General features: G+C 45.7%; 23 protein-coding genes. 6 read left to right on the top strand and 17 right to left on the bottom strand.

Annotated elements, in window-relative coordinates; genetic code table 11:
* Nucleotide 1: 1 nt before the first annotated feature.
* From csy1 to MHM93_RS02635, 5 genes are all read right to left on the bottom strand, one after another.
* Nucleotides 2–1360: a type I-F CRISPR-associated protein Csy1 gene (gene csy1, locus MHM93_RS02655; protein WP_239447906.1), complete on the bottom strand. Its 1359-nt coding sequence runs from the start codon at nt 1358–1360 to the stop codon at nt 2–4.
* Complete coding sequence (gene cas3f, locus MHM93_RS02650) at nt 1345–4734, bottom strand: type I-F CRISPR-associated helicase Cas3f (protein ID WP_239447904.1); 3390 nt, start codon at nt 4732–4734, stop codon at nt 1345–1347. Before cas3f ends, csy1 begins: the two co-directional genes overlap by 16 nt.
* Nucleotides 4731–5744: a type I-F CRISPR-associated endonuclease Cas1f gene (cas1f, locus tag MHM93_RS02645; protein ID WP_239447902.1), complete on the bottom strand. Its 1014-nt coding sequence runs from the start codon at nt 5742–5744 to the stop codon at nt 4731–4733. Before cas1f ends, cas3f begins: the two co-directional genes overlap by 4 nt.
* Before the next feature lie 329 nt (nt 5745–6073).
* Complete coding sequence (locus tag MHM93_RS02640; RefSeq protein ID WP_239447900.1) at nt 6074–7255, bottom strand: response regulator; 1182 nt, start codon at nt 7253–7255, stop codon at nt 6074–6076.
* A gap of 56 nt (nt 7256–7311) precedes the next feature.
* Nucleotides 7312–8247, bottom strand: a complete 936-nt coding sequence (locus MHM93_RS02635; protein WP_239447898.1) for a general glycosylation pathway protein — start codon at nt 8245–8247, stop codon at nt 7312–7314.
* A 249-nt stretch (nt 8248–8496) separates the two neighbouring features.
* On the opposite strand from MHM93_RS02635, the gene MHM93_RS02630 reads away from it, so the two are divergent.
* The 4 genes from MHM93_RS02630 to MHM93_RS02615 all read left to right on the top strand — a co-directional run bounded on the left by MHM93_RS02630 (nt 8497) and on the right by MHM93_RS02615 (nt 11549).
* Nucleotides 8497–8922: a hypothetical protein gene (locus tag MHM93_RS02630; RefSeq protein ID WP_239447896.1), complete on the top strand. Its 426-nt coding sequence runs from the start codon at nt 8497–8499 to the stop codon at nt 8920–8922.
* A gap of 160 nt (nt 8923–9082) precedes the next feature.
* Complete coding sequence (locus MHM93_RS02625) at nt 9083–9616, top strand: porin family protein (protein ID WP_239447895.1); 534 nt, start codon at nt 9083–9085, stop codon at nt 9614–9616.
* Nucleotides 9617–9760: 144 nt separating this feature from the next.
* Entirely contained in the window at nt 9761–10273 is a 513-nt protein-coding gene (locus tag MHM93_RS02620) for an outer membrane beta-barrel protein (RefSeq protein ID WP_045978143.1), read from the top strand.
* A 10-nt stretch (nt 10274–10283) separates the two neighbouring features.
* Nucleotides 10284–11549, top strand: coding sequence for a hypothetical protein (locus MHM93_RS02615; RefSeq protein WP_239447893.1), 1266 nt, complete (start codon nt 10284–10286; stop codon nt 11547–11549).
* Nucleotides 11550–11599: 50 nt separating this feature from the next.
* Here MHM93_RS02615 and MHM93_RS02610 read toward each other — a convergent pair whose 3' ends face one another.
* From MHM93_RS02610 to MHM93_RS02580, 7 genes are read right to left on the bottom strand one after another with little or no spacing between them, the layout of a single operon-like run.
* A complete protein-coding gene (locus tag MHM93_RS02610; protein ID WP_239447891.1) occupies nt 11600–12322 on the bottom strand; it encodes a Sir2 family NAD-dependent protein deacetylase in 723 nt (240 codons plus the stop codon).
* Nucleotides 12323–12364: 42 nt separating this feature from the next.
* The gene (locus MHM93_RS02605; RefSeq protein ID WP_239447889.1) at nt 12365–13678 is read right to left on the bottom strand and encodes an ATP-binding protein; all 1314 of its coding nucleotides are present in this window, start codon (nt 13676–13678) and stop codon (nt 12365–12367) included.
* Nucleotides 13678–15003, bottom strand: coding sequence for a sigma-54 dependent transcriptional regulator (locus MHM93_RS02600; RefSeq protein ID WP_239448003.1), 1326 nt, complete (start codon nt 15001–15003; stop codon nt 13678–13680). The genes MHM93_RS02605 and MHM93_RS02600 overlap by 1 nt, the downstream gene beginning before the upstream one ends.
* Before the next feature lie 49 nt (nt 15004–15052).
* Nucleotides 15053–16258 (bottom strand): FtsX-like permease family protein, encoded by a 1206-nt coding sequence (locus tag MHM93_RS02595; protein ID WP_239447887.1) that lies wholly within the window; start codon nt 16256–16258, stop codon nt 15053–15055.
* Nucleotides 16259–16268: 10 nt separating this feature from the next.
* Entirely contained in the window at nt 16269–17582 is a 1314-nt protein-coding gene (locus tag MHM93_RS02590; RefSeq protein WP_239448001.1) for an ABC transporter permease, read from the bottom strand.
* A 2-nt stretch (nt 17583–17584) separates the two neighbouring features.
* A complete protein-coding gene (locus MHM93_RS02585; protein ID WP_138547854.1) occupies nt 17585–18319 on the bottom strand; it encodes an ABC transporter ATP-binding protein in 735 nt (244 codons plus the stop codon).
* A 24-nt stretch (nt 18320–18343) separates the two neighbouring features.
* Nucleotides 18344–19603 carry an HlyD family efflux transporter periplasmic adaptor subunit gene (locus MHM93_RS02580; protein ID WP_053910352.1) on the bottom strand — a complete coding sequence of 420 codons (1260 nt, stop codon included), beginning with the start codon at nt 19601–19603 and terminating at the stop codon, nt 18344–18346.
* 389 nt (nt 19604–19992) lie between these two features.
* On the opposite strand from MHM93_RS02580, the gene MHM93_RS02575 reads away from it, so the two are divergent.
* Together MHM93_RS02575 and MHM93_RS02570 are read left to right on the top strand one after the other, a co-directional pair.
* Entirely contained in the window at nt 19993–21183 is a 1191-nt protein-coding gene (locus MHM93_RS02575; protein ID WP_239447885.1) for a porin, read from the top strand.
* Nucleotides 21184–21193: 10 nt separating this feature from the next.
* A complete protein-coding gene (locus MHM93_RS02570) occupies nt 21194–21601 on the top strand; it encodes a substrate-binding domain-containing protein (RefSeq protein ID WP_045978152.1) in 408 nt (135 codons plus the stop codon).
* 173 nt (nt 21602–21774) lie between these two features.
* Here MHM93_RS02570 and MHM93_RS02565 read toward each other — a convergent pair whose 3' ends face one another.
* The 5 genes from MHM93_RS02565 to MHM93_RS02545 all read right to left on the bottom strand — a co-directional run bounded on the left by MHM93_RS02565 (nt 21775) and on the right by MHM93_RS02545 (nt 26535).
* The gene (locus MHM93_RS02565; protein WP_239447883.1) at nt 21775–22206 is read right to left on the bottom strand and encodes a hypothetical protein; all 432 of its coding nucleotides are present in this window, start codon (nt 22204–22206) and stop codon (nt 21775–21777) included.
* 127 nt (nt 22207–22333) lie between these two features.
* Nucleotides 22334–22699: a hypothetical protein gene (locus tag MHM93_RS02560; RefSeq protein WP_239447881.1), complete on the bottom strand. Its 366-nt coding sequence runs from the start codon at nt 22697–22699 to the stop codon at nt 22334–22336.
* A gap of 129 nt (nt 22700–22828) precedes the next feature.
* A complete protein-coding gene (locus MHM93_RS02555) occupies nt 22829–23254 on the bottom strand; it encodes a hypothetical protein (RefSeq protein ID WP_239447879.1) in 426 nt (141 codons plus the stop codon).
* Nucleotides 23255–23722: 468 nt separating this feature from the next.
* The gene (locus tag MHM93_RS02550; RefSeq protein ID WP_239447877.1) at nt 23723–24616 is read right to left on the bottom strand and encodes an alpha/beta hydrolase; all 894 of its coding nucleotides are present in this window, start codon (nt 24614–24616) and stop codon (nt 23723–23725) included.
* Nucleotides 24617–24909: 293 nt separating this feature from the next.
* Nucleotides 24910–26535 carry a HAMP domain-containing methyl-accepting chemotaxis protein gene (locus MHM93_RS02545; RefSeq protein ID WP_235419699.1) on the bottom strand — a complete coding sequence of 542 codons (1626 nt, stop codon included), beginning with the start codon at nt 26533–26535 and terminating at the stop codon, nt 24910–24912.
* Nucleotides 26536–26708: the final 173 nt, after the last annotated feature.

The raw sequence follows: 26708 nt of genomic DNA, 5'->3' as shown, positions 1-26708 counted from the left end.
TTTACAGACCTCCTAATTTTGGCGTGTGCCGCTCAAACGCTTTGAGTTGCTGCAAACAGAGCTTTTTAAAGTAGCCGTGCTCGTTATCACCTAAAAAATAAACGTCTTTATTTTCTAGCTTTCTTAGTAGCCAAGTAGCGAAGTCGTGAGCTACTTCCTCTTGCCATTCGTGTTTTTCGCGCTCGGCTTGAAACGCAGCGTTACCATTAAAAGCATCAAGCCATAGGCAATGTGCTTTTTTCATTTTGACGTCTGGCTCTGTTGCCCAGCCAGTTAATTCAGTTTGGTTTTGTAATAACGAAGCTCGCTCAAATAAAGTATCTAAGATAGGTTGTGTATACCAAAAGTCGCGCTTGTAACGGGTTTTAAAATTACAGTCTCTACCTTTTAAGCTTGCTAAAAACGCCTTAAATTCTTTGATATTTTGTGCTGTTAAATAACTAAATTCACGATTAAAAAAGCTAGTCTGCTTTGAAGGTGCTTTAACGTGCGCTTGATAACTCGGCGGCGCACAATTGAGCAAAAAGCACTTACTCCCACGCTCACTTTTACTGTTTAAAAGTGAAATATTTTGTGGCTGTGAACCACCAAAGTTTTGTATCGCGGTTTCTACAAAACTTACTGATTTTTGCGAGTGATAACGCCCTTTTTTACGCGCCTCTTTTATAGCTTTTGCTTCTTCACTAAAACGAGTTTGAGTTACCGCGTTATGGAGTTTATGCGCCAGTGCTGATGATGTGAGTGGTATTAATAGGTGATAGGCTTGATCTTCACTACTGTCTTGCGCCACTGGGTAATAAAGCTGTTTGGTTAGGGTATGCCCCGCGAGCTTGGCATCTCCTAAAGCTTCTTTGAAGCCTGCTTGCCACTCATTTAACACCTGCTCATCATCTGTAAAGGCCTTGAGTGCATTTATATTACCTGCTTGAAGTTGCGTTATTAAACTTACGCCTGCCACTTCAATTTTTAGCAATTTAGCCACATCATGCACTGCTGCATTACCAACCGCATCAATAGCCTTTGCTTTTAAACTAGCTGTTGTCACATAGCTGCTGTTTATTTTATGCTGAGTAACTAGCATGCTGCTGGCTTTGGCATCACTATGAGTATACTTAGGCGCATGGGTTGCCAAGCTAATTTGCTTTGCGCGTTTTGCTGCATCAGTTAACCAAATAACTGGTTTAAACGCAGCTTCTATTGGCGCTGCTTGCTCTGCATAATCCGCTTTGGCCTTTGCTATGGCAGCAGGTTCGTCGCTTTTATCGAGCACTTTATTTAAGGCTTTTAAAAGTGGCTCGAGCTTGGTTTGCTTGCGCTGCTCGATATAATCAGCAATGGCATCGCTCAAGGTGTTGTCCATTCGTCTTCCTTCGTTGTTATATTCTGATAAATTCCCAGCTGGGGATGCCAATTCCAAATAATGGATTGCTCATTCTGCTCAGCCCGTAATCGGACTTCGCCTAATTGTTCGCTGGCTTTTTGTAAGGTTAAATTAAGTGCATCGGCATAATGCTGATAAACGCCAATAACACTGTGTGAAAACCACCAATGGCAACCAGCTGCCAAAGCTGTGTCATCTTGCGAAAAACGAGTTTGTTTACTGACGTAACAATAAGGTTTCCTGCTGGTATCGAGTTGGCCCCAGAAAAGTGTTTCGTCTTCAACGCGTAAAATAAATGCTTCTTGTGGTTGCGACTGCCTAAACTCGGTTTGGCGAATAAACTCGGCGTTCCAATTAGCATCATGCGGGTGGACTGAACGCCACCATAGGTTGGCTTCTTTGTAGTTACGGTATAGAGGCAACTTGTACTTTTCGCCCATTGTTTTTTCTAACGTAAAACGCAGGGCACGATGCTCTTGTACTAAAAAACTCGTTGTTTTGTTCGCATGTGTTTCGTTACTTTGGGGATCGAACATAAAGTCGCTCCCCTTAAATTCTGGCTCGACAATTCGAGATATCGCAGAAATATTGTCAAGCTCAGTGCTGAGCAAATTTTTAAGATTATGGTCGCTTAGTGGTAATGCTTTACTTTCAAAGCCAGGTTTACAATATGCCGAATTTTCACCTTTGAGTGCTCGAGTATTCTGCTCTAACACATGCAAATTACTGTCGCTTGGCGCTTGCTGGCGATGACGCTGAATACGACCAGCTAGTTGGATCAATGAACGCATGGAACTCGGTTCAGCAATCGCCCAGTCGTAATCATGATCGCGACCAACTTCAACGACCGATGTGCCTATTACAACAAAAATTAAGTTATTAGCCTTACTGGTTTTTAACGCTTGTTTAATTTCTGGCTGTTGCCAAAGGGCGTTTTCATCATGCCTTGATAGTATATTGTCGAGGCGAGTTTCTTTGTAAGAGCGCAGCGCCAATGGGTATTGTGAGTGATATACACAGTAAAACACTTCATGGTCTGGCATAGCTTTTATGTCAAACAGTGCCTTTGCTACAGCCACCATGGGATTAATATTCGCCATTCTCACCACACCAAGCGACACTTTTTTACCACAAGGGCTTTGATTGTGATGCTTGCCATGAAGCTTAAACATATTTGTGTAAACTGTGTCAGCAACTTGCTCATAAACGGTTTCTGCTTGCTCTAACTCGATTGGCGCAATTTGGCCTTTTCTCAATACTTGCTGTTGTTTTTGTAATTTTGTAATTCGCTTTTTAACATAGGCGTTGTGTTGTTCTAGGTAATGCTCTTTATTGCTAATTTCTTTAGTGACACTCGAAAACTCGTCGACCCACGCACACACCACAGTACTATTTTGATTATCACCAAACTGCGCTTGATTAAAGTCCTCTCTACCACTTTGATAAGCGTCAAATAACGTTTTAACCAGCGCCGGTGGCAAAGTGGCCGACGACAGTAACACGCGAGAGCCCAGCATACCTGCCCAGTTCACCAAACGGCATAATGCCGGTAAATCTTCTAAGCCAAAATCATCAGGCTCATCGAGTACCAAGTCTGAGGTGAGTAGACGCAACATGGGTGCGATTTGCTTGCCTCCACGCTTACTTTCTGTGGCTGGCATTAAATGGTCGATGGTACTTACAACCACAGGAGCACTGACTAACTGCTCTAATTTAGGGCTGCTACTTAACCAATGCTTTAGCCGTCCATCGTAAATTTGACCTTGGTAACTGACGTATAAATCAGCCAATAAATCTTCAGCAGATTCACTGCCAGAACCCATAACTTCCTGTTCTTTGCTTAACTGGTATAGTGTTTTCACTGCTTGAGAGCCAACCAGTACGCCTAATTCATCATCGCCTAACTTTAATAGCGATTTGTATGCATCACCTGTTTGCAGCGTAAGCGTTCTTAACCCAAGCGCGACTGAAAATCGGCAGCCTTCTCGCTCATCTGCAAGTGCGTACATAATACGGGCGTTTGCAATGGTTTTACCGCAGCCTGTTGATGCCATGTTCACTCCAAAAAAACCTTGTTTCTCGGTTGTTTTGGCAATTGTTTTAATTTCTCTAAACGCTTTGTCTTGCCAGCGGTACTTGGCCTGTGCAGTATTTTTAGTAAACAACCAATGTTGCGTAATCGCAGGCAACGTAAATTTGAGCGCGGGTAGGTTTTGAATAAAACGCTGAGCGTTTGCAGCAACACCAATGTTGTGTTCATCAAGGTGCTGCTTGGCTTGTGCTTTATTTGAATTTGCAGTTTTATCTGTATTGGCAATAGGTTGGTAATTTGAATCGCGCCAGGTTGATTTGCACTTGTCAACGGGCAATGATGAATAATAGTGATCCGCCAACATAAGGCTCATTCGCGCAATATGCGCGACAAAGGTTTGCCCGAGCCAATCCATATTCATTGCACTGATAGCTGGGTTCTTTAAGGCCCTTGCTGCAAGCTTTCGTGCTTTGTTTTGCCAAGTTTGACTTATTAAAGGCGTACCAAATTCAAACTGCCAGTTTTGGGTAATAGCATCTTCACCATAGGCGCTTAGATCTAGCGCATTGGCAGAGTTCCAATGACTTGCAGCACAAGTATTTAACCATTGTTCCATTTGATCAATCCTTGCCACTTTGCTGTGATCCAATGGCAGCCTGTGATGCGACACCACTAACCAAGCGACGAGCTTAGCAAGTGGCGATAAATGCTCAAACACGCGCTGTTGTTTTTCATTATCTTTGCATATGTTAGTGAGCATGAATTGCTCTAATTCACTTGCTTTATCTGGGGTGAGCGCTGCAAGCTCTGTAAGCCAACCTTCATCTGATTTATGTTTTACAAGTGCTTCAAACAACCTAAGCGATACCCACTCATGGCGATAAGGCTCACTCATTTGTTTAGTTCTACCCGCCAATTTGGCCTGAAATAAGGCATTAGCTTTACCAAAATCGTGGAATAACCCAGCAAGACTTGTTGCAAGTAAAATAGTTTCATTTAGGTGCCAGCCTTGCTCCCATTCTTTATGTTCAAGATTGAGTAAAGTTCTGTTAACCGGCACTACACCTTCCAAATTAAACTTATTCTTATTGCCAACCACCCATAAAAATTGGCTTCGGGCGCGGCTTCGAATCCAATGGCAGCTCACTGCGGTACTGCGACTGGCAGTCTTTCGCAGCATTTTTTTAACTGTATCTAGCCCGTCTTGGGTGATCACGGTTTGCCACGTGTTGTCGTCAATCCGATTGGCAAAGGCATCGAGTACGCGCCAAGTTTTTTTGAGGGCGTTTTTTTCGCATTGAGATACAAAAGTAACCATCATAATGGGTCACCATTAGGGTTATTTTCGATTTCGTCGATTTGTTCTGGTGTTAAATCTTGTAATGCGACCTTTTTAACTTGCTCAAACATATAATCGAGCGCTTTATGATCGGTAAAGGCTTGCAAAATTTGCTGGCGAAACTCTTGCTCGGTGGCATTTTCTTTGGCACATATAAATGCCCATGGCAGCACGAGCGCGTCTTTTATTAAGTCTGCAATATCAAATACCAGTGCACCACGCCTTGTTTTTCCATGCATTACCGCAAATCCATGGGGAATGCCCAGCACCCAGAGCGTACATGCGGCTAAGCCGTAGGCTAAATAGTTACCATGGTTTAAAAAGTCATTGGCTTTGCCTATATCAACTTTACGTGTTGATTGATGCTGACGTTTAAAGCCCGCTGTGTCAGTAGTATTGGCTGCATACTTGTAAAGCACCTTTGTAAGTTGTGCTTCTGTTAGCAATAGCTCTTGAGAGTTACTGGCTTTTTCTGTGCGCGTAAAGAAGGTGTCGAGTGCACTCTGAATGGGTTTATCATCAAAGTTAAAACCTTCTGCTTTTAAGTCTCGGTCTTTTTGCCAAACTTGATTTAAAAGATCGATGCGCGCTTGTTGGAAGGTTTTAGCCGCACCTAAGCGTTTGCTGTCATCAAACCAAAAGCCCATCCAACCTTGCAAGTATTCGGTTGGGCGGTATTCATTTTGTGGTGTAAACCACTCTATTTCACAAGCCATGTAAAGAGGTGTACCTCCGCCTCCACAAAAGCCCACCAGCACGCCTGCTTGAGCAAGCATACGCATTGCTGCTTGTGTGATGGATGTGCCGTTACCTAGCAACAATACGGTAGTGTTTGCGATTGGAATATTGAAATACAGATTTTCTTTGGTGGCTTCAGTTAAATACAGCACACGACCATCTTTTTGCATTACTCGACAATATTCGAGGTAATACAAGTTGGCACGTTTTGAGTGTAAGATTGCTTTTAAATCTGAGGGGGCTAAGTCATCCATGAAAGGTCTTTTTAGAAGGGTTTAGTAGAAAATATTAATGCATTGCACTAAGTTAGGATACTAGCCATCATTCGTCAAAATATGCTTAGAGGATGTTTGACTAGATTCTGTGAAAGTTTTTTAGAAATTTATTCTTCTTAGATTTTTATCATACTAGGTAACTAATATTAATAGAAAAATCTAATAGTCTTGTATGAAAAGTTGCTTTTAGTAGAAGTAGGGTTACTTCAACCACACTATCGTGGATATGTTTTAACATTTTTGTGATCCACAGCTAAAACATCGACATTCATGGAAATAGCAGGCTGTGTGTTTATTTAGAAAAGCGCTCATTCTTTTAGCGCTAGACGGCGCTGCAGCTGAGTAAGCGCTGCATCTAAGCTTTTCATGGTCAGAGGTTTTTCCAGTAGTACCTCAAAGCCCGCGTCTTTTGCGCGCTGCTTAGTTACACTGCACAACTGCTTAACCATTAATATCAAGGGCGTTTGCTGATTAGTGCCTTGGTTATGCTGAATTTGATAAGCGATGTTTATACCATCAGAGTCATCGAGGTTAATGTCCAGCACGATTAAATCAAATGCGTGTTGTTGTAATAGTTTCAACGCCTCGCGGCCATTAAGTACTTCAACCACCTGACACTGATAATGCGCTAAGCAGCGGGCGCTTAATTGCAACGACACTTCATCGTGATCCACAAGTAAAACATTATTGACTTGCGCATCTTTGACACAGGGCTGCATCGACTCGTTTGTCGCTTTCGACGTATCAACAGTGCCACCGCTTTGCTGACTGCTGCAGTACAAGCATTGCTCCAGAAGATCTAAAGCTTGCTGTTGTAAATGTAGCAGCATAGGCCGTAACTCATTGGAACATAGCCGCGAAAGCAGTGCCTTTACCTCTTTAACATCAACCTGTTCACCGTCATCACCCAGGTGCTGGGACTGATCCGCAATGTGCGCTTGTAATTCATTTATAGAGTGAGTAAATGCCTCTTTCAGCGCTTTTTTATGTCGCAGCCCTTCAAGCATTTGCTGCTCTACCTTGGCGCTCAAATGAAGCTGTTGAAAATGGGCCTTTTTAGCTTGCTTTGACGCTGCCACCACACCCAATTGGCGCATTAAGGTGGTTGCAACTAATATCGGCCGATGTACCTCGTAGAGCGGGCGCACCACCACGTAGTCATCAATAGCGTCGATGGCAAACGCATGATAGGCGTCCGCTTCGTCTTTACGAGCAATCAGGTAGGCAACCTTAAAGGTGGGCGGCGTGCGCTGTATTGGCTCTAAATGGGTGTAATAAAATTGCAGCGCGTCGGCAAAATGTTCAAAAGACATAAACACAACTACAGCGGGAGATTGGCTCACAGCAGTTAGTAATTGCTGCTTATCGCTGGTAACCAAAATATGGTCAAAGTGTCTGCTAAGCACATCAATCGCATGCTGATCGATGTCTTTATCTGGGGTGTAAAGAATCACCGTATAGTGCTGATGATTCTTTAAGTTGTCATACATAGCTCACCACTCCCAAGGCCCGCGCAAACGTTGCCACAAGTATAGTAGAGACGCCCTCAAATGCCTTTTTTAGCTCGCTGAGCTTGTATTAACAGCAGCTCCGCCTTAGCACCTAGATAAACGTACACGCCTAGCCCTATCAGCAATCCCATCACACTCAGCATCATCAGCAGCGCGGCGGTGGAGTACTCTGTCTGACCCAAAGAAGTCTTGAACATGGTTAATAACGCTTCAATGGAGATGGCAATAAGGATGGTGGAAATAAATCGCGTAATTGTTCGTCGTGTAGAACTGTGACGGAAGATATCTTTGTGCATTAAAATTTCTTCCTCGAGAATGGTTTTACCTAAGTCAAATACGGATAACGCTAAGGTAATAAAGATAATAATGCCAAAAGGCTGCAGCGGGTCGCTATCACCATTTAGGCTAAGCAGTAAGTGCCAAATTTCCATGCTAACGGTGTACATAAGCACTAATACCAGCGTAAATAAGCTCATAACAATGACACTGTAGCCGGCTTTAAATACGCCACTAAAACGGCTTCGAGAACGGTCCCCCATCACATACTCCACCAGCTGAGCGAGGTGAATATCAACCACGACATAGCCTTTGTTGTCGCTACCTTGGTGGCAAGGGGCCATCACCGACACACACAGGTTGCCGGTGGCTAAAGAGATGTAAGGTTCGCTGAGTGTAAATTGGCCCTGCTGCTGCGCCGTGAAGTAAGGCCGAGAGGCTCGGCTACACCCCTGCCCGTGCAGGGTATTCCCTTTGCTATCGATATTGGCACTCAGTTGCACCGCGTTGCTATCAAGTAAATAACACAGCTCAGCAAAATGGTAATGTTGGCATAGCTTTGCAAAAGCAAGGTGTGGCTGGTTTTGCCACTGCGGGTGGGCTTGCAAAGACTGAATAAGTGCATCGAGTAAGGGTGTGATGACGCTATGATGCTCTTGATAGCGTTCAATCACGCTCAGGTAACTAATGCCCATGTCGGCGCTCCTCAACCTCTTGCTTGGCAAAGACCGCCGCAGAATTAGTGCCAACTCTATTTTTCTTTTCGTGTTCAATACCTTAAATTTTTATTCGCATAATCCGGTGCTGTTATTGCGCCAACAGTGCACAGCGCTGCTTCGAAATAGTGCACGGTCACAACTGCTCAGATAAAAGTAGCAAATTCATGCTCTATTTATATTTTTACCGCTATACTGAGCCCAGGTTTTGTCAAAGAGGAAGACACAATGAAGCAATTATTAGCTGTTATTACCGTTCTAGCCAGTGCCTTGGTACTGAGTGCTTGTGAAGATGCTAATGAAGCAAAAGAGCAAGCGAAAGACAGTGCGGTCGAAGCAAAAGAAGAGATCAGCCAAGCATGGGACTCTGCTGTTGCAGATGCTAAAGATCTTAGCGCGCAATTGCACGATGAGTCTTTCGGTGAGCAACTTGATGAGCTTGTTAACGAAACACAAGCACTTGTTGCCGTAGCCACTGAAGAAGGTAAAACACATTTAGATAATTTAGTTGCCGATTCTAAAGATCTAGCCCAGCAAGCTTGGGAAGAGTCAAAAGAAGGTGCCGGTGAATTATCAGAAGAAACAAAAGAAAAGATTGAAGAGCTGAAAGAAAAAATTCGCGCTAAACGCGAAGAGTTAGAAGCGAATCAATAACAGCCACAGTTCAACATTGTGATGCACCAAAACCCAGCCTAGCGCTGGGTTTTTTATTGTTTGCTGTGTTAGCACCATAGAGTACATCCATTTACTTCGCTAAATCATTAAGTTAGGATTTTGCATCCAATTTTTTGCTCACTACGACAGGGAAAACGTTATGAATAAGCTTCTGTGTGCCTTGCTTGGCGCTACCTGCCTGAATGCCCATGCCGACAATCGCCCTTTTGAACACCCAATGGATTTTTATCTTGGTAGCGATTATCAATTAATGGATTTAAAGACTGTCGGCACGCCCGGACAAGCAGATTTTAGCCACATTAATTTGCGCGGTGGTGTATTTATCTTTAAACAAATTGCGTTGGAGGCACAGCTGGGTGTCTACGACAATGATGACATGGTTGAGGGTACCACTTATGAGTTAAGCGCTAACCGCGCATTGTTTGTGCGTTTGCTCACCCCTCGCCATCGTGGTTTTGCCTTTGATTTAGGATTAGGCTATGCCCACACCGAAGTAGATCTAACTAATCAAGCACTTAACCAAAGTATCTCTGACGATGGCTTTGCCTATTCTGCACGCATTGACTACGCCGTGAACCCTAACTGGCATATTGCGCTTGATTACACATCACGTGATTTAGGTAACGAAGTTGAGCTCGACAGCTACGGTTTAGGCGTGAGTTATCACTTTTAACCCCTTGTATAAAGGCCGCACTATCATGCCATGGGCGCTGCGTTTCTAGCATAGCCTGTTGGCAAAATTTAGGTTACATCTTGTTACCCACTTTAGATACAATTTTGATACACTGCTGTGGATCATCTCGAGAAGGAAGACACAATGAAAAAGCAACTGCTGTGCTTAGGCTTGGCGCTCGCGTGCAATTACGCTCACGCCAATGAATATTATATCGGTGCAGATTACCTGCAACTAAGCACCGATTTTGATGGCAATAGCGCCTCCCCCACGGTGAACAATATTAAGCTAGGTGCTGAACTTTACAATGGTATTTTCCTTGAGCTTCAAGGCGGAGTGAGTAGCAGCGACGACGATCTTCTAGGTGTCACCACAGACATCGACCAAAATTACAGCGCATTTTTTCGCTTTCGCTCACCGAACTACGATGGTTTTAGCGTCGACTTAGCCTTAGGTTATGCACGTACCGAAGTGCTCTTCAGTGGTAAGCCCAGCGTCTATGATGGCTTAGAAGAATTCTCAGGCTTTGCTTGGGGAGGCAGAGTAAATTATGACCTTCCCTATAATTTTCGTATTAATGCCGATTACCAGCAGCGTTATAACAAAGACGATATCCTCATTGACGCGTGGGGCGTTGGTCTAAGTTATGTTTTTTAAGGATAAAGCAATGAATAAAACTCTATTGGCAAGCAGCCTGCTTTTAAGTTTAGGCATGCTCAGTGGCTGCAGTGACAATGACAACGCCAACAGCATTAACACCGCATTCGAGAAAGAGCGCCAAAGACAATCTGGTGAACTTATTGAAAGCATTTCCATTACTGGCGGTGGCATTCGTATTGAGCCCGGTGATGAGCTGCAACTCAAGGCCACTGGGGTGGACTCAAAAGGCGACTCTCGCGACATTACCAAAGAGGTGACATGGCAATCCTCACACCCTGATTTTGCGAGCATTAATGACCTGGGTAAAATCACGGCTAAAGCGCAAAGCGACACAGAACAAGGCCTAGTCACCTTCACTGCGACAACCATCAATGACGTTAGCGAAAGCATCGAAGTATCTATTAAAGACATTCAAGTAGCGAGCCTGACCTTGAGCGCAAACAGTGCCCGTGCTTATGCCTGTCAACCAAACACAATTACCACCGCCGTCACCTATGATGATGGGTATCAAGGCACCGTGGATAACAACAAGCTGACTTGGGAAGTGGCAGGCAGCGCCTCGGCTTACATCAATGATTTTGGTGTTTTATATACCTCAGATAGCAGTGGTGATGACCTCCAAGTACGCGCCTCCTACGCACAAGCAAACAGTAACCAGCTCAGTTTCACGACCGCGCCGACACAAGTCACCAGCATTCGTTTTGTCGATAGCGACGAGCAGAGCTATGAGTCTTTAGACCTTGATTTGGGTGAGCGCGAAACCTTGCAAGTGCGTGGTACGCTTAACGAGCAAAGTGTTGATGTTACGCCGGGTGTGAACTGGGCTGAAAATAACAACGCTATCGCCTATATCGAAACAAATCCAAGATTCAGCGGCGCCGTATTGGCAACAGAAAAAGGGGATGGATTGGTGTATGCGAGCTGCTCAGACTCTGTACAAGACTCCATCAGCCTGTCAGTCACCTCCGCGCAAGAAGGTGAGTTATCTGCTATTTTTATAAACGACAATAGCGAAACCATCAGCTTAAATGCAGGTGAAAGCACCGAAATACGTGTGTATGCGGATTACACTGATTTTAGCGACAACATTAACGTCACCGATGCCAGTACGTGGATTATTAATAACAGCTTGGTCACCGCTACCTTAAATAAGCGCGCAAGTGACGAAGTGTATTTGAATGTCACAGCGAAGGCGGATGTCAGCGGTGATGCGCTCATGACATTCGGGTTTCTTGAACAAGAACAAAGCGTTATTTTTGAAATTAGCAACTAACTCCTAGTCGTTAACTAAAGGCGCCCAGTTGGGCGCTTTTTTATTCCCTGCTAACCCATACGTTGCACATATTCCAACGCCGTCATGCGGTGATAAGTCACCTGTGCATGTGCTACTTGCACCGGTTCAGGGTCAACAACCTCAACATCAATGCTTCTACTTCGGGCAATCTCCAATGCCATTTGCGTAATATTGACGCTGAGCGAGGTACCAATAAACACGATTCTATCCGCTGATAGCATGCGTTGCTGAGCCTCGGTAATACCATACAGGTCGGTGTAATACTCATCAAAGAGCAATACCAAAGGTTTGTAAGAGTGGTATAACTGGGGCTTTTCACCGTCAATGGCAAAGGCCGCCAGCAACGAAGCATGAAGGTTCTCCTCATCAATGCTCTCCCAAGGCGCTGGGTGTGTCGTCACCGCCTCTCCTTGGTTATGAAATTCGGTCATTAAATCTAAGCGACCATGAATAGCGATATAATTGTTATTCCCCGCCTTGGCATCTAAGCCATCTATATTTTGGGTGATCAGATTTTTATCGCTGAGCCAGTGATGCACATCATTCGGGCCATGATGGCGGTACGTAGCAAAACGATGATAATACCAGGCTAAAAACTCCTTGGGATTATGTTGGTACATGGCCCGAGTTGCCATTTCCATAGGCGTGTAGTGTGCGCTGCCGATGCGCCAGAACCCATCCTCACCACGAAAGGTGGGAATACCGCTGGCGGCGCTAACCCCGGCGCCGGTGATGTATAAAGTGTTACTCATGCTGATTTTACGTTCGCTTTTGTTTTTGCTTGGCACAACCGACTAAGCAAGGGGCAGGTGCACACGCACCACTAAGCCACCATGGTGGCGATTGTGTAAACTGATGTCACCATGATGCGCCTCGCAAATTTCACGACACAGCGCTAAGCCTAGCCCTGAGCCCGTACTTTTAGTAGAATAAAAGGGCACCAACGCACTGGCCATCACGGCTTCAGACATGCCTTTACCGCGATCGCGAACCAGTATTTCCTGCTGCGCCTCGTTACAATTCACCTCAACACTGATATCTGCCTCTGGAGAGCCTGATTCATGGGCATTTTTGAGCAGGTTAATAAGCAATTGCTCAAGCTGAGTATCATCGCCATAGCCCTGCTCTGGCAATTCTCCAAGCAGTGTAAAAGCCCATTGCTGCGTAAGCCCTTGCATCATATTGTGCCAGCTGAAATGTTTCATTTGCGGTTGTGGTAATTTAGCGAACCGCCCATACCCTTGAACAAACTCACTGAGTTTACCGATTCGCTCGTCAATCGTTGTAAATACTCGCGCTAAACGGGTGTCTTCAATGCCTTGTGCCAACAACTGCCCAGAGTGCAACATGGATGATACCGGCGCGAGGGAGTTATTGAGTTCGTGGCTAATGACTCGGATCACCTTTTTCCACACCTGCACTTCTTGGCGTGAGATCTCCCGTGTCATGGGCTTAAGTATATACAAGGTATGAGCTTGATTGTTGAGCAAGAAGTGCCCGGTGGCTAAGTGCCATGTTTGCCGCTGCTCATGTTGCTGCTCAACACTAAATAAGCCCTCTTTCCCTGCCTGCAAAGCTTGCGCTAACCCGTTTGGCATGCGCGCAAACAATACCGACAATTGCTCACCCTCAACGCGTAAATCGGCAAACAACAAGCTCCTAGCACTGTGGTTACTGTACACCACTTGCTGTTTGTCATTCACTAATAACAGCGCTTGCGGCGAGCTATGCAGAACCTTATCGAGCATCAATTCTCGTTGGTATATCCATTGCCGCTCTTGATGTAATTTGCTCGCGGTTTCATTGTAAAGCCGACACAAATCGCCCAGCTCATCATTTTTGTTATAAGCCAAAGAGGTGGAAAAATCTCCGTCCTTAAAGTTCAACAACCCCGACTCTATAGCCTGGAGCCCCTTCACTCTGGGTGTGACCACATAATGTATAAACATGGCTTGCAGCGCCCCAAGCACGACGGCTAAGAGCAACGCCTGCAACACCGATAACAACCCTAGCAATACCCCAGCTACAACTGGCGCACAAACAAACAAGCTCAGCCATGAGCTCAGCTGCCAGGTAAGGCGACTGGTGGGTGAAGTTAACAGGGCCATTAGTATTCAATACCAAATTTCTGCATACGCCGATACAGCGCTTGTCGCGATAAACCAAAATCCCGTGCCACTTTGGCCACCACGCCTTGATGTAGACGCATAGAGTGCTCAATGTCCTGCTTCGAGGGCTCATGTTTTTGCATCTGTGCTTGCTCAGCACTTTGCAAAGCAAAATCATCTGCCTGTAATTCACCTTGCGGCTTAAGCACCGCTATACGCTTGCAAGCGTTTTCCAACTCGCGTACGTTTCCTGGCCAACTATGATGACGCAGCGCCTGCTCGGCATGAGGATTCAGCTCTCGTCCGGGCAAAAAGTGCGCAATTAAAGCTGGGATATCATCTTGGCGTTGGCACAAAGGTGGCACCGCTAATTCAATGACATTGAGACGATAATATAAGTCTTCGCGAAAACGTCCTTGTTGAATATCACTGCGCAGGTCTGCATTGGTCGCAGAGATCACCCGCACCGAGACCTTACGGGTTTGCGTGGAGCCAACGCGTTCAAATTCACCACTTTGCAGCACACGCAACAATTTCATTTGCCCATCGAGTGATAGGTTACCTATTTCATCAAGGAACAAGGTGCCCCCATCTGCGGCTTCAAAGCGTCCTATGCGTGTGGTTTTGGCTCCGGTAAATGCGCCGGCTTCAGCGCCAAATAATTCCGCTTCAATTAAGTCGCTAGGTAGTGCTCCTGCATTCACTTTAATAAAGGGCTGTGCTTTGAGTACAGAATTACGGTGCACAATCTCAGCGATGCCTTCTTTACCACTGCCATTCGCTCCCGTGATAAGCACAGGCACATCAGCATGGGCCACCTGCAACGCCATATCCACAACCCGCTGCATTGCAGCACTGGCAAATACCAACCCGGCTAAATCAGCGCTAGCATGAGCTTGGCTGCGCTCTTGGGCTTGGCGTTTAAAGGTTGCATTCTCACTGGCGGCTTCGCCCAGCGCGACAAGATTTTCGATGGTCGTTAACAGCTTTTGGTCATCCCAAGGCTTACCAATGTAGTCGGCTGCGCCGGCTTTGACTAATTCCACTGCGGTACTGAGCTCGGTCCAAGCGGTGATCAAGACCACCGGAAGGTGTGGGTTGATTTCTCGTAACTGATAAAACAGCGCTCTGCCCTCCTCACCTGAGGTGGTGTCGGCACTGAAGTTCATATCCTGTAAAACTAAAGCAATGCGTTGATAGCGAACGATATGCAGCGCCTCGGTGGGCGTTTCACAGACCACGGGATGATAACCATGAATCTCCAGTAGCAGCGACAATGCTTCCAACACTGCAGTGTTATCGTCAACGATGAGTATCTTTTTCATATTATCCATAATGTGGCGGCGCACCTATCGGCGCCGCTTGTTATTGTAATTATATAGACCGCGTAGCGATGCTGGGTTCGATATTGGCGGCCCGCTGAGCCGGCGCCCAAGCGGCAATCAAACTCATTATGAGCATAAAAGTGGCACTCGCCAAGACAAAAGTCCACGATAGACTGGGCAAAGAAAAGACCGTCATAAGCTGCTGCCCTAATAACATGGCCAGACCCGCTCCAAGAACAATACCGACACTGGCAACCAATGCATTCTCGACCAAGAAGTAACGAACAATGGCCGAGCGTCTTGCACCTAAGGCGCGACGCGTACCAATTTGTTTAGTGCGTTTGGAGATATTAAACAGCGTCAAGCCAAAAATACCTAGCGCAGTAACCAGTACTAAGACCACAATTAACACGATCAGCATACGCATGACCAGCCTATCACGTGCCATATAACCGGCTTTGCTTTCATCTAATCCCTCAATACGATAGATCACGCGCTGAGATTCGTTGTTAAGTAACAGCTCTTCGATTTGTGCCATTATCTGTGCACGCTTATGGGGCTCGGTGCGAACTATAAACTCGGCTCGCGAGTCGGCATAATTAAACGGGAAGAAAATCACATTGGCCGGGCGACTATCATCAAGCCACGGGCCTTTAATGGTATCGATAACACCGATTATTTTCAGTGCGCCTTGCCCTTGATAAACGGTTTTCCCAAGCGCTGACTCATCGGGAAACATCTCCTCGGCCAAATCTTTGGTGACAATGGCTGTGGTTGGCAAATTGTCGCGATTATCACTGTGCACGACTTCATCAGCACGGAAGTTACGCCCAGCAATCAAGGTGGCGCCTAGGGTATTAAGGGCGCTGTCGCTGGTAAGCTGATACGCTGCACGCACACCACGGCCCATCTCTGGCGGTGGCGAAGTGTGCATACTGCTCGAGTCACCACTGCCGGACAGTGGCACCCAGTTAGTCATCGCCACATCAACCACCCCATCGAGAGAGCGGATCGCCTGTTCATCCAAGGCGTATTGCTGAACCAGGTTGATATCAGGGTCAAAGTTATTCACTCGAAAACTAAAAATAGCCGACTCGTCATAGCCAGTAGGTTGATTCAAATAGGCGAGACGGTCGCTTATCATAAACGCCGCGTTACTGACGATAGCCAAGGTGATGGCTACCTGTACCAGTAGTAACACAGCACCAATTTTTGAGCGCAGTAATGCGTTTATCATGGGTTTTAATTCTGACATGCTCTAGCTCCTACTGCGTTTTCAGATAATAAGCGGGGTTGGTTCGACACACCTGCCAAGCCGGTAACAAGCCAGCGACGACACACGCGATAATGGCAATGACTGGCGCACTAATAAGCATGAACGCGTCCATGGTAGCCAAGTCACTGTAGGCGCTGTAACTTTCTCGCACGCCCCAGAGGCTCAACTGTGCCAGAAAAATACCGAGCACACCGCCTAAGCTGCCAAGCAAGGCAACCTCGACCAAATGCTGCATAAATACTTGTGTTTTGCTCGCCCCCAAGGCTCGGCGCACACCCACTTCGGGTGCCCTACGCATAAACTTAGCGAGCAGTAGACCGAGGATATTCGCCAAGCAAACAGCCAAGAACATAAAGCTTAATAACACTAAAATTTTATTGTCTTCGCTGACGACCTTGTTGTACGTCATCCACTGATTAACATCGCGCAAGGAAAACTTCGGATGCTCTCGCGTGAACCGCCCCAGTTGCTTTTGCTGGTCGATATAATTGCGCAAATAGTCGCTGTATTGCTGCTTTTGCTCATCATTATCGAGCTCGATCCAATATTGCAGCCAATAAATCTCCGAATTCAATTTATCTTGATAGCTTTTGATCTCTTCGCGTTTCCAACCGTTGGAGTTCCCCCATGAGGGCAATTCCAGCTCACGAATTAAAGAGAACGGCACAAAAATGCGTTCTGGCTTGCGAAACGCGCCATTATTCAAATCGTAAAATTTGATATGACGGGTGACTGGCGCAACGACCCCCACCACTTCAAACACATGATTGTCGAGGTATAAGGTTTTTCCCACTGGACTTTGCTGGCCATAAAGTTCTTCGCTCAAGCTACGCTCTATGACCACCTGTTTCATTGCGTCTTTGTCCGCCTGCTCGCGCCATGCTCCACCATGCACAAACTGGGCGTTAAACATGCTGAAAAAGTCGCGACTCGTTGCTCTTGCCCCCATCAGTTGTGGCTTGGTACGCGCATCTCCAAGATGTACGGCAAAACCTGTGCGCAACATTGGCGCTTGCGCTTTCGCTGCACGGTCTTGGTATAGATTTTCTGCATCTGGGAAAGACAGTTGATAAGGCAAATCATCGCTGGTCCACCAGCCGTCGCCATCGTCCATAGACTGCAATTGCACGGCAAACAGTTGCTTGCTTTTTGCCGGAATAGGGTCGGCGCTCATCATGTGATACACCGATAAAGTCGTCATCGTTACACCAATGCCAATGGCGATAGCCAACACCATCAAGGTGCTCACCATGGGGGTACGCTTGAGCGAGCGCCAACTTAAATCAATATAGTGCCAAAACATCATTAGCCCCCTACAGCCTGTTGAGCAATATCGCCGGCACTGCTTGCGCTACTGGGTCGGCCTTGATACAGACTAAAATCAGCAAGTTGGCCATCGACGACCTGAATATTACGCGGCGCTCGGCGTGCCAACTCCGGATCATGAGTAACCATGACAATGGTCGCCCCTTCACGGTTAATATCTTCAAGAATTTCCATGACCTGACGCGCCATTAAACTATCGAGGTTTCCGGTTGGTTCATCGGCAAGTAGAAAGCGCGGTTCGCCGGCCAACGCCCGAGCGATCGCGACACGCTGTTGTTGTCCCCCAGAGAGCTGTTGGGGTAGGTGTTTGGCGCGAGCACCGAGGCCTACCAGCTCAAGACATCGCTCAATGCGCTTTTTACGCTCTGCGGCTTTGATACCGCGATATCGCAATGGCACTTCCACATTTTCATACAAGTTCAAATCTGGGATAAGGTTAAATCCTTGGAAAATAAAGCCAATTTTTTGGTTTCGTAAATCAGCTCGTTGATTGTCGTTCAAACCACCCACATCCACACCGTCGAGCTGATACTGACCGCTAGAGAACGGCTCTAACATCCCGGCGATGTTTAAAAACGTGGTTTTACCGCTGCCGCTCGGCCCAGTGACAGCTATAAATTCACCCTGCTCAACATTAAGGTTGAAATCCCGTAGGGCGTGGGTTTGCACCATATCCGTTTGGTATACCTTGTTAATATTATTCATTTTAATCATTTTTATATCCTTTTTTATAAATGCTTAACGTAGCAATACTCGTTGCGCTTGGTTAAATACATCGTAGCTGGACACCACGAGTTCATCGCCTTGCTGTGCCCCTGCGGTGAGCTCGACCGCCGCCATACTGCTCGCCCCAGTTTGAATTTGAATTCGTTCAGCCACGTCGCCATTGACGCGATAGGCCACAAAGCCGCCTTGATTCATAAATGCCCCACGGCGTACCATCAATACATCTTCACGGTTTTCTAGGAGAATGCGTGCCGATATCCGTTGGTTTTGACGAATGCGCAAGCCCTCACGCTGGGTAAAACGCACTCGGGCGCTCACTTGGCGATCTTTCACTTCAGGAGAGATAGACACCAGCTCACCCACCAGCTGCTCAGAGCCAATACTGAGTTCGACCTCAAGGCCTAAGCCCAGCTCATTGGCGTAGCTTTCAGGTACCTGTAATTCGGCCTCAAAAGCGCTTAAATCAACTAACGTCATCAGTGCCTGGCTCGGAGCCACAGCTGCTTGCTGTTGGACAAAGTGGTTACCCACCACCCCGCTGACCGGCGCGACAATCGCTAACTCGCGCACTTTGCGACTGATGTCATCAACAACAAGCTGCTGCCTGGTGACATCGCTGTGTGCTGACTTTAATTCGAATGCTAAGGTGTCTTCGCCAATTTGTACTTCTTGCTGAGCATGTTTATAGGCCAATTTGGCACGCGCTAATTCATCTTGTGCCTGCTCCATATCAATTTGGCTAATAAGATTGTCTTTAATAGAGATAAGCGCTCGACGATGCTCACGTTTAGCCGCATCTAACGTCACTTTGGCCATATCCAGCGTGCGCATAAGTGCGAGTTTATCGCGGCGCACCTGTAACTCTTTGCGCGAAAGCTCATCTTCTAAACGCTGAAGCTCAGACTGCTGTTGTTTTAAGTTGTTGGCCAGCTCGGGGCTTTTAACTCGCGCCACGACCTGCCCCACGGCAATGGTATCGCCGGGGTTGACCAGCAGTTCAACATAGCCCTGTGTTGGGCTATATACTTGCGGGGCATTGGCCGCGACGATAAACCCTGTGGTAGCGATATCGCGAACCAAGTTACCCCGCTCAACGGTGGCAATTTTGACACTCTCACGGGCAATGGAATGGCTGGTATTAGACTGGGGACTAGCAAAGGTATAGAGCGCTGCAGCGATGACTAATATGCTGATAAGACCAATCAATAAGGGTTTGTATGAGCGCTGGCGCTCTTTCACAACAGTGTCCTGTGCTTGGGTATCACGGATCATGACTGCGCCTCCCCGACCAACAGGCAGTTACTGTGTAACCAGGTGCTGATAAGTGCCGCCGCAAGCACCAATAACGGAGAGGTAAAAAAAGCAAATAAAGTTAATAGCATAACAACTTCCCTTAGTACGTATGAGTACAGGGTTACGAAAACCATGCCAACTTAAAAATGATAATTAAACCATTGTTTTATATTGCTTTTTATTAAAATCATTGAGATGTACATGGTGTCCGCGGACAATAAAAGTGTCCGCTGCGGACACTTTCTTCACTTCATTAGCAATACGCTTGCCTGAACTACTGCTTAAGTATCAGTCACCTACCTTGTTAACTAGGTATTTTATTCTATGCTCAAAAGGCACCCTTAATCGGTAACAGTAAGGAAATCAACATGAAGAAAACGTTACTAGGGCTGTCTATTGCAGCCGCACTGGTTAGCTTGCCCAGCTTTGCTGAGGTAAGAATAAATGGTTTCGCCTCTATTGTCGGTGGTCAAACTCTGGATGATGACGATACGCTCTATGGATATGATAACGACTTTAATATGGAGCAAGAGAGCAAGTTCGCCTTGCAGGTGTCGGCCGATTTGCAAGAGCGCCTAAGCGCCACCGCACAGGTTATTGCGCGTGGAGAGAACGACTTTGATGCTGAGTTTGAATGGGCCTATCTCACCTACGAAATATCTGACAATTCACAGCTTAGCGCCGGGAAAATGCGCATTCCTTTTTATCGCTATTCAGACTTTTTAGATGTGGGTTACGCCTATCGTTGGGTGCGCCCGCCACAGTCTGTTTATAACCTCAGTTTCACCACCTACGAAGGGTTAAGTTACCTCCATAACAGCACGCTAGGTGACTGGGACAGTGCGTTGCAGTTGATGTACGGTGCCGTAAATGACGATATTGTCGCCGTTACCAATAACGATGCAGCTGAACTTAACGATACTTTGGGCGTAAACTGGACACTATCGAGAGATTGGTTCACCGCGCGGGTTGCGTACTTTATGAGTGAAGCCAGCATTGATGTAAGCAACAGTGCACAATTAACTTCGCTACTAAATGGCTTAGATGGTTATGGACTGAGTGAGCAACGCCAAGACCTAGAAATTGAAGAGGATGATGCCTACTTCGCGGCCATTGGCTTTGGTGTTGATTACAATAACTTCTTATTTGATGCTGAGTATACCCAGTTTGAGGTAGAAGACAGCATATTGGCAAAACAGCGCCAGTACTATGCCTCGGTGGGTTATCGTATCGATGACTGGACAGTGCATTTTACCTATGAAAACAACGACGACGAAAATGACAGTTCCGAGTTGAACACGATACCCGCACAGATTCAAACACCTAACGGCCCTATCAATGTGTCGACTAACCCGAGTGACCCAAATGCGCCGTTGCTGCGAGATGCTACTAACTTCGTACTACTCTCTCAGCGGGCAGAATCCAATACCTACACTATAGGCGCACGCTATAATTTCCATCCATCGGCGGCATTTAAAATTGATGTGAGTCGATTCGAAGACGATATTACCAATACCGAAGTAGATCTTGTATCTATGGGTGTAGACTTAGTGTTCTAAGGGGAAAAACATGTTAAAAAAAGTAGCAGCAGTTTCGCTTTTAGTATTCGCACAAGGGGTGTGGGCTGATATTGCCGTAGTCGTTCATCCCAGTAATGGTGCAAGTCTAGATCAAAATGCGATCAAGAAGCTTTACCTCGGTAAATCTAAGTCTTTCCCTGATGGCAATAGTGCCACGGCGGTGAATCAAGATGGCACACCCGCCTTTGATGAGTTTAACGATAAGGTGGTAGGCAAATCGAGCTCACAACTTAACGCCTACTGGTCTAAGCTGGTGTTCACAGGTAAAGGAACACCACCGGACAAGTTAGCGAACGACCAAGCGGTGATTGATTTTGTAGCAGCCAACCCAGGGGCAATAGGGTACGTTAGTGCCGCAAGTGCCAGCGACAAGGTGAAAGTGGTGGCCACCTTCTAAATTAAATAAACCTAAACCAAGCCTGCCAGATTGGATAAGTGGAACCTAGTCCAACCTGGCAGTTTTTAGGTGTTTATGGCGAGTGCTAAGCCTAATTAACAGAATAAAAGTATATAGGGTGAGCTCATCCCACTACTTCTTATTTCAGGTGAATTACTTGCCACGTGCAAGTACTAATAAAGCCTGCAATGTGATTTTGGCAAATTTTGAACAGTATCAATAGAGTAAACAAACTTTAATAAATGAGCTTCATCATTTTGTAAAGGCGAATAACAAGTCGTTTTAATTTCCCCCGTGCTGTCACCATATATAACTTCGTATGGGTAACTGCTAACACATACACCTTCTAGTTCACCCAAATCTGCATTGCCCTCAAAAATATCCTGTTGGGCTAAACGAAAAAGTTGCAGTTTTTCACTTGTAGTAAGCGATAAAACGACTTCTATACTGTCTTGGCTTTCCAGACACAGTAAACGTTTAAAGAGTCCACTACGAGTATCGTAAGAGTCTGTTCCTATTCTAAACGATGAAAACTCGACGTCATTGGCTAGAGAGGCTGAACTCAATAAAGAAGTCATCAAAATTAGGAATATTCTCACGGCCATCCTGCTCCTAAATCACAAAGCTAACGGACATTGAACTAGTGACATCATCGCGAAGCACGGCTGCATTACTGCACCAGAGACCGAAGTGAGTGAGGTAAACTCTTTATTATGTGAACTTGCCGAAACATCAACCTTTATCATGCCCCAAATCCATATAAGCGATTAGGTAACCGTATTGTTTATCGGTGAGCTGCCCTTTTTTGTACATTGATTTCGCTAGGTCAAAGCTCCAGTTTTGACCAGCCGGTGGCGCAGGAATAGATAAGTCTAGATTTAGCAGATTCGTATTGACGACTGTATTTCCAAGTTGAGCAGCCTGTTTGGCACAGTAACTTAGAATGTACTCTACTGCGTATTTGTCTACGCTGGGTTGCCACGTGTATTCAGTTTCGCATCCGTACTTCGTTTCGCCTTCCGGGGTGACATATTCCAACCTGCCTGTCGTGCAACCAATGAGCAAAAAAATAGGAAGTGCGGAAACTAAAAACTTCATTCTAATTCAAATTTCCCTGTTAAAGTAACACCCAAATAAAAGGCACAAACATGGCGGCTATAATCGGAACGAAGTGACACTGACGCCATGTTTCTTCCCAGCAAGCCCGCGAGAGACTTAATTTTTTTGTTATACGCCTTGCTTGGCAGATACAGGATTGCCGTTACTGTTAAAAGTTCTTAAGAAGAAGTCATCATTGATATCTTTCGAATGAGTAATGCCAGAATTTTTGCATACCGTTTTCAAAAGAGTAAGTAGCTTATCATCAACAACTTTATCAGAGCGCTGGCCACGTGGAACTTGGAGAATTTCCCAAAAGTTCGTCATTGCTGTCATTACCTCAGGGCAATCGGCATAGACAACAAATATTTCATTCATAGCAATGTTGAACTCATTAGAGGCAAGATTAAATCTTCCTCCAATTAGCTTCTTTGCAGTCTCAATTCGAAGTTTTCTTTTCTCAAGACGCTCATAGAACTTAAAAGAAATAAGTATGCCGAATAAGCCTGAAAGAAGTGATGCAAAGATTGTTACAAAAATAGCTTCCGATGTCATAGATTTTCCTTTGGTGTATAACAACTTATTAGGAGGCCTTGCAAGGTAAGATGCCAAGCACCTGTAGACTCATAAGTATTACTGAAAAAATTATCGTAAACCAAACATTAAAGTAAATATTGCCGCAGAGCAAAAGGAATGCAAAGCGGTATCGACTGCTAAGCAGTTATTGTCGAAAGTAAGTTTTGGGAGGGTTCTTTTAACTAGGGTAATGTTCTTACCAGCATTTAACAGGCACTCCAAGACTCGCTAGCAAGTGAATATCTGCTTTCGCTCAATCATTGTTAAGTTTAATGACTTTTGGCTGCTGTCAAAAGCGACCATTCATTTCTTGGGCCCCAAAAGTCGGCCAAGCGCCATAATAGATTAATAATGCTCTGCGCCGCGCTGCAATCTGCTGTCGCATTTGAGCCGTTAATTAGCCATGACCTTGGGCTTTTCCAACTTAGCCGAAACACGAATAGCGGGTTAATTGGAGGCATATTTTTGCTCTATCCAATGTATCGCAATAGCGAGAGGCTCAGCTTCGTTCGTATTGTGTCCAAGCGATGGAAATAAGACATATTCAAAAGGCTTGCCTTGAGCTTTTAGCTCATTTAGTTGCTCCACACACATTTTGACCGGGACCTGTATATCCTGCTCTCCAAAGAGCCACAGCCCAGGTATTGATAGAGAGTCTAGATAAACTTTCGGATCCGTTGCGTTAAACTCGTATTTATCAGGATCGTTTAGGGTGTGTTCACGGGCCTCTTCATTGCTCTGTGTTTGCCAAAAATCTTCTCTCCCATTTGTGTAGAACTGGAACCTCAGTTGTTCCAAAGTCGTGATAGTAGGACTACTAAAGAGAACCATAAACTCGACCGATTGATTATTAAGTGCGGTAATTGGAATAATCCAGCCAGCTTGACTGGCACCTAGAAGGCCTATGGATAAACTATTGTCATATTCATGAACCACATCTACCGCAGCACTGGCATCTTTGGCAAGCAACGTTAAATTATCAACACTGATATTATTAGTTCCAACTTGAGGCCCAACGTAAACCCCACCAGACTCACCCACCCCACGCTTGTCATAGGTCAAAACCAACAAGTCATGCTTGGCCAGTGACTCTGCTAGCTTCGACATACGTGGAACAGGGTCTGAGCCGTGTACCAGAACGACCGCTGCTTGTGCGTTTTTAGGAATATATATGCTCCCTGATAGTGGTACCCCTTCGCTATCAAAAACCACCTCTTCAACAGTGATAAGGTCACGCGAATGAGAATTTTCTTCACCAAGAGCCTGGCTTAGATTTCTACTGTTTGTTGCACAACCTGACGCAAAAATGAGTAAAACTAAAAGATATCCAACGTTTTTCACTTTTTATCCTTAATGAAATTGAACCAACCTTTACAGAGCAAACTTGGTGCCAAATAAAAGTGATTTAATTTCAGATGGTTAAAGATTCTGCTCTCAGCTGGATTAGTCTAAATGTTCGCTAATTGGATGTTTTAACCATTTATTGACCACCCTCATGGGTTGCTCAATGCTGGAAAATTCACCCGTTTTGAGTGTTTCTTTTCGCTGTGAGACTAGCAATGCGCAAAGACATCTCAGTAAAGGCCTAAAAAAAGGGCGCTATTTAGTAGCGCCCTTACTCACCCTTGATTCAATTATTCCACTTTAAATTTGGCAGTGGCGTCCAACAGGTTGTCAGACAGATAGTGTAGGTTTTTAGCGACATCGCGCACTTCACTAAGCGCTTGCATCGTATCTTCAAAAGAGCGGTGCATTGAGGTGACATTATCAACGACCATAGTGGCCACTGAGGTTTGTTCCTCGGTGGCGGCGGCAATTTGCCCGTTCATGGTGTTAATAGACAAAATCTGTTCGGAGATTTGCTCAATCGATTGCCCTGTTTGCTCGGCGGCTTGAGCATTATTACTGGCCATATCCCGCGCTGATGTCATTGCCTTAACAGCATCATTGGCTGCTTCAGTTAAAACGGTAAGCAACTCGCGAATTTCATTGGTGGATTTGGCGGTGCGTGAGGCCAGCTCTCGAACCTCATCGGCGACAACCGCAAAGCCTCGGCCTTGTTCGCCAGCACGGGCAGCCTCGATTGCTGCATTCAATGCCAATAAGTTAGTTTGCTCTGCAATTGAGGTAATAACATTCAGAATCTGGGTTACGTTTTGAGTATCATCCGCCAACTTATTAATAGTACCTGCGGCGCGGTTTATTTCCTCACTCAAGGTTTGTGATTCACTCACGGATACACGAATTTGGTCCTTGCTCTGTGCCACCTCTTGCTCGGCAAGTTGCGCTGCGTCGGATGCTTGCGAAGCAGAATGAGAAATATCGCCCACACTCTGGCGCATCTCTTCCATCGACTGGCGGACAATTTCTGCATCACTGGTTTGCTGGTTGGTCGCAGACTCTGCTTTTTCCATGCCTTGCACCAAGCGTGTAGAATTTTCCATCAGCGGTTCAACCACATTCATCACTTCAACCACCGCTTTTTTTAGCAGAGCAATAAACTCATTAAAATTGATGGAGACTTGGCCAATTTCATCATGAGAACGCACATTGAGCGTGGTCGACAACGACCCCTGCCCCTGTGCCAACAAATGCAAATTTTGCGCGGCATCTTTTGCCGAGTTACCTATACCTCGGGCGATCACCACCGCAAGTAGCACCACAAAAATCACAGAGACCACAGCGACAATTAACATGGTTGTCATTGCCGTGCCTGAGCGGCTTTCAGTTTCGTTTATCAGCTGTAAAAAGCGCGCATTGGCACGCTCTTCGGCATTGTTAAAGTCAGTCGTGAGGGAATTGAAAATGTCGGTTTTCTGCTTTGCGTTTTGTTGAATTTTACTAAAGTCCGCCGTGCCATCGATCATCCCCTTGGCAATGCTAGCGGCTATGTTTTTATAATCTTGTAGCCGCTTAGAGGTGTTCGCAGGCATAAAACCGCTTTGGATGTTATTTAGCTTTTCTAAATTATCCGTGATGGTTTGATAGACTTCTTCGGCTTTATCCAGCAACTCTGCATCACCAAAGGTGACTGCCTGGGTATAAAGCTCATCAACGCTGTTCAGCGCAGTGGCGTTTTCTGCGGTGATGTTGAGCAAGTTGTAGGTGGAAGTCTCAAGCTCGTTGAGTGATTGCTGATTTGAGCTCATGGCAGAATAGTTGACTAACACAATCACCACAAAAGCCACCACCGCGACGCAAGTAATCGCGTGGATTTTTTTAGTAATGCTTAGGTTTGCGAACGAGAAACCCGTATTCATAGTGTACACCTCAGAAAGTAATGCTTATTAGGTATCGGCCAGCTACCTCTAAGTGTTAACCAAATTTAAGAAAATTCTAACTTTTTTTGCTTTTTCTCTCATTTTTATTGGCTCGTGCAAAAAACGCCACGGCGGTGGTTGCCTGCTGAATATACAACAAAAAATTTACAAAC

This window comes from Pseudoalteromonas sp. MM17-2, assembly GCF_022347945.1.
Lineage (GTDB): Bacteria > Pseudomonadota > Gammaproteobacteria > Enterobacterales > Alteromonadaceae > Pseudoalteromonas > Pseudoalteromonas ruthenica.
The sequence above is the reverse complement of the archived record's forward strand: the minus strand, read 5'-3'. Positions and strand labels throughout refer to the sequence as shown.

Coding starts and splice junctions, on each gene's coding strand:
- MHM93_RS02605 (WP_239447889.1), bottom strand. CDS start 13,678: ATGGCCCTGTTAACTTCACCCACCAGTCGCCTTACCTGGCAGCTGAGC.
- csy1 (WP_239447906.1), bottom strand. CDS start 1,360: ATGGACAACACCTTGAGCGATGCCATTGCTGATTATATCGAGCAGCGC.
- MHM93_RS02595 (WP_239447887.1), bottom strand. CDS start 16,258: ATGTCAGAATTAAAACCCATGATAAACGCATTACTGCGCTCAAAAATT.
- MHM93_RS02580 (WP_053910352.1), bottom strand. CDS start 19,603: ATGATCCGTGATACCCAAGCACAGGACACTGTTGTGAAAGAGCGCCAG.
- MHM93_RS02590 (WP_239448001.1), bottom strand. CDS start 17,582: ATGTTTTGGCACTATATTGATTTAAGTTGGCGCTCGCTCAAGCGTACC.
- MHM93_RS02640 (WP_239447900.1), bottom strand. CDS start 7,255: ATGTATGACAACTTAAAGAATCATCAGCACTATACGGTGATTCTTTAC.
- MHM93_RS02625 (WP_239447895.1), top strand. CDS start 9,083: ATGAATAAGCTTCTGTGTGCCTTGCTTGGCGCTACCTGCCTGAATGCC.
- MHM93_RS02560 (WP_239447881.1), bottom strand. CDS start 22,699: ATGAAGTTTTTAGTTTCCGCACTTCCTATTTTTTTGCTCATTGGTTGC.
- MHM93_RS02635 (WP_239447898.1), bottom strand. CDS start 8,247: ATGGGCATTAGTTACCTGAGCGTGATTGAACGCTATCAAGAGCATCAT.
- MHM93_RS02565 (WP_239447883.1), bottom strand. CDS start 22,206: ATGGCCGTGAGAATATTCCTAATTTTGATGACTTCTTTATTGAGTTCA.
- MHM93_RS02545 (WP_235419699.1), bottom strand. CDS start 26,535: ATGAATACGGGTTTCTCGTTCGCAAACCTAAGCATTACTAAAAAAATC.
- MHM93_RS02555 (WP_239447879.1), bottom strand. CDS start 23,254: ATGACATCGGAAGCTATTTTTGTAACAATCTTTGCATCACTTCTTTCA.
- MHM93_RS02615 (WP_239447893.1), top strand. CDS start 10,284: ATGAATAAAACTCTATTGGCAAGCAGCCTGCTTTTAAGTTTAGGCATG.
- cas3f (WP_239447904.1), bottom strand. CDS start 4,734: ATGATGGTTACTTTTGTATCTCAATGCGAAAAAAACGCCCTCAAAAAA.
- MHM93_RS02630 (WP_239447896.1), top strand. CDS start 8,497: ATGAAGCAATTATTAGCTGTTATTACCGTTCTAGCCAGTGCCTTGGTA.
- MHM93_RS02585 (WP_138547854.1), bottom strand. CDS start 18,319: ATGATTAAAATGAATAATATTAACAAGGTATACCAAACGGATATGGTG.
- MHM93_RS02575 (WP_239447885.1), top strand. CDS start 19,993: ATGAAGAAAACGTTACTAGGGCTGTCTATTGCAGCCGCACTGGTTAGC.
- MHM93_RS02600 (WP_239448003.1), bottom strand. CDS start 15,003: ATGAAAAAGATACTCATCGTTGACGATAACACTGCAGTGTTGGAAGCA.
- cas1f (WP_239447902.1), bottom strand. CDS start 5,744: ATGGATGACTTAGCCCCCTCAGATTTAAAAGCAATCTTACACTCAAAA.
- MHM93_RS02620 (WP_045978143.1), top strand. CDS start 9,761: ATGAAAAAGCAACTGCTGTGCTTAGGCTTGGCGCTCGCGTGCAATTAC.
- MHM93_RS02570 (WP_045978152.1), top strand. CDS start 21,194: ATGTTAAAAAAAGTAGCAGCAGTTTCGCTTTTAGTATTCGCACAAGGG.
- MHM93_RS02610 (WP_239447891.1), bottom strand. CDS start 12,322: ATGAGTAACACTTTATACATCACCGGCGCCGGGGTTAGCGCCGCCAGC.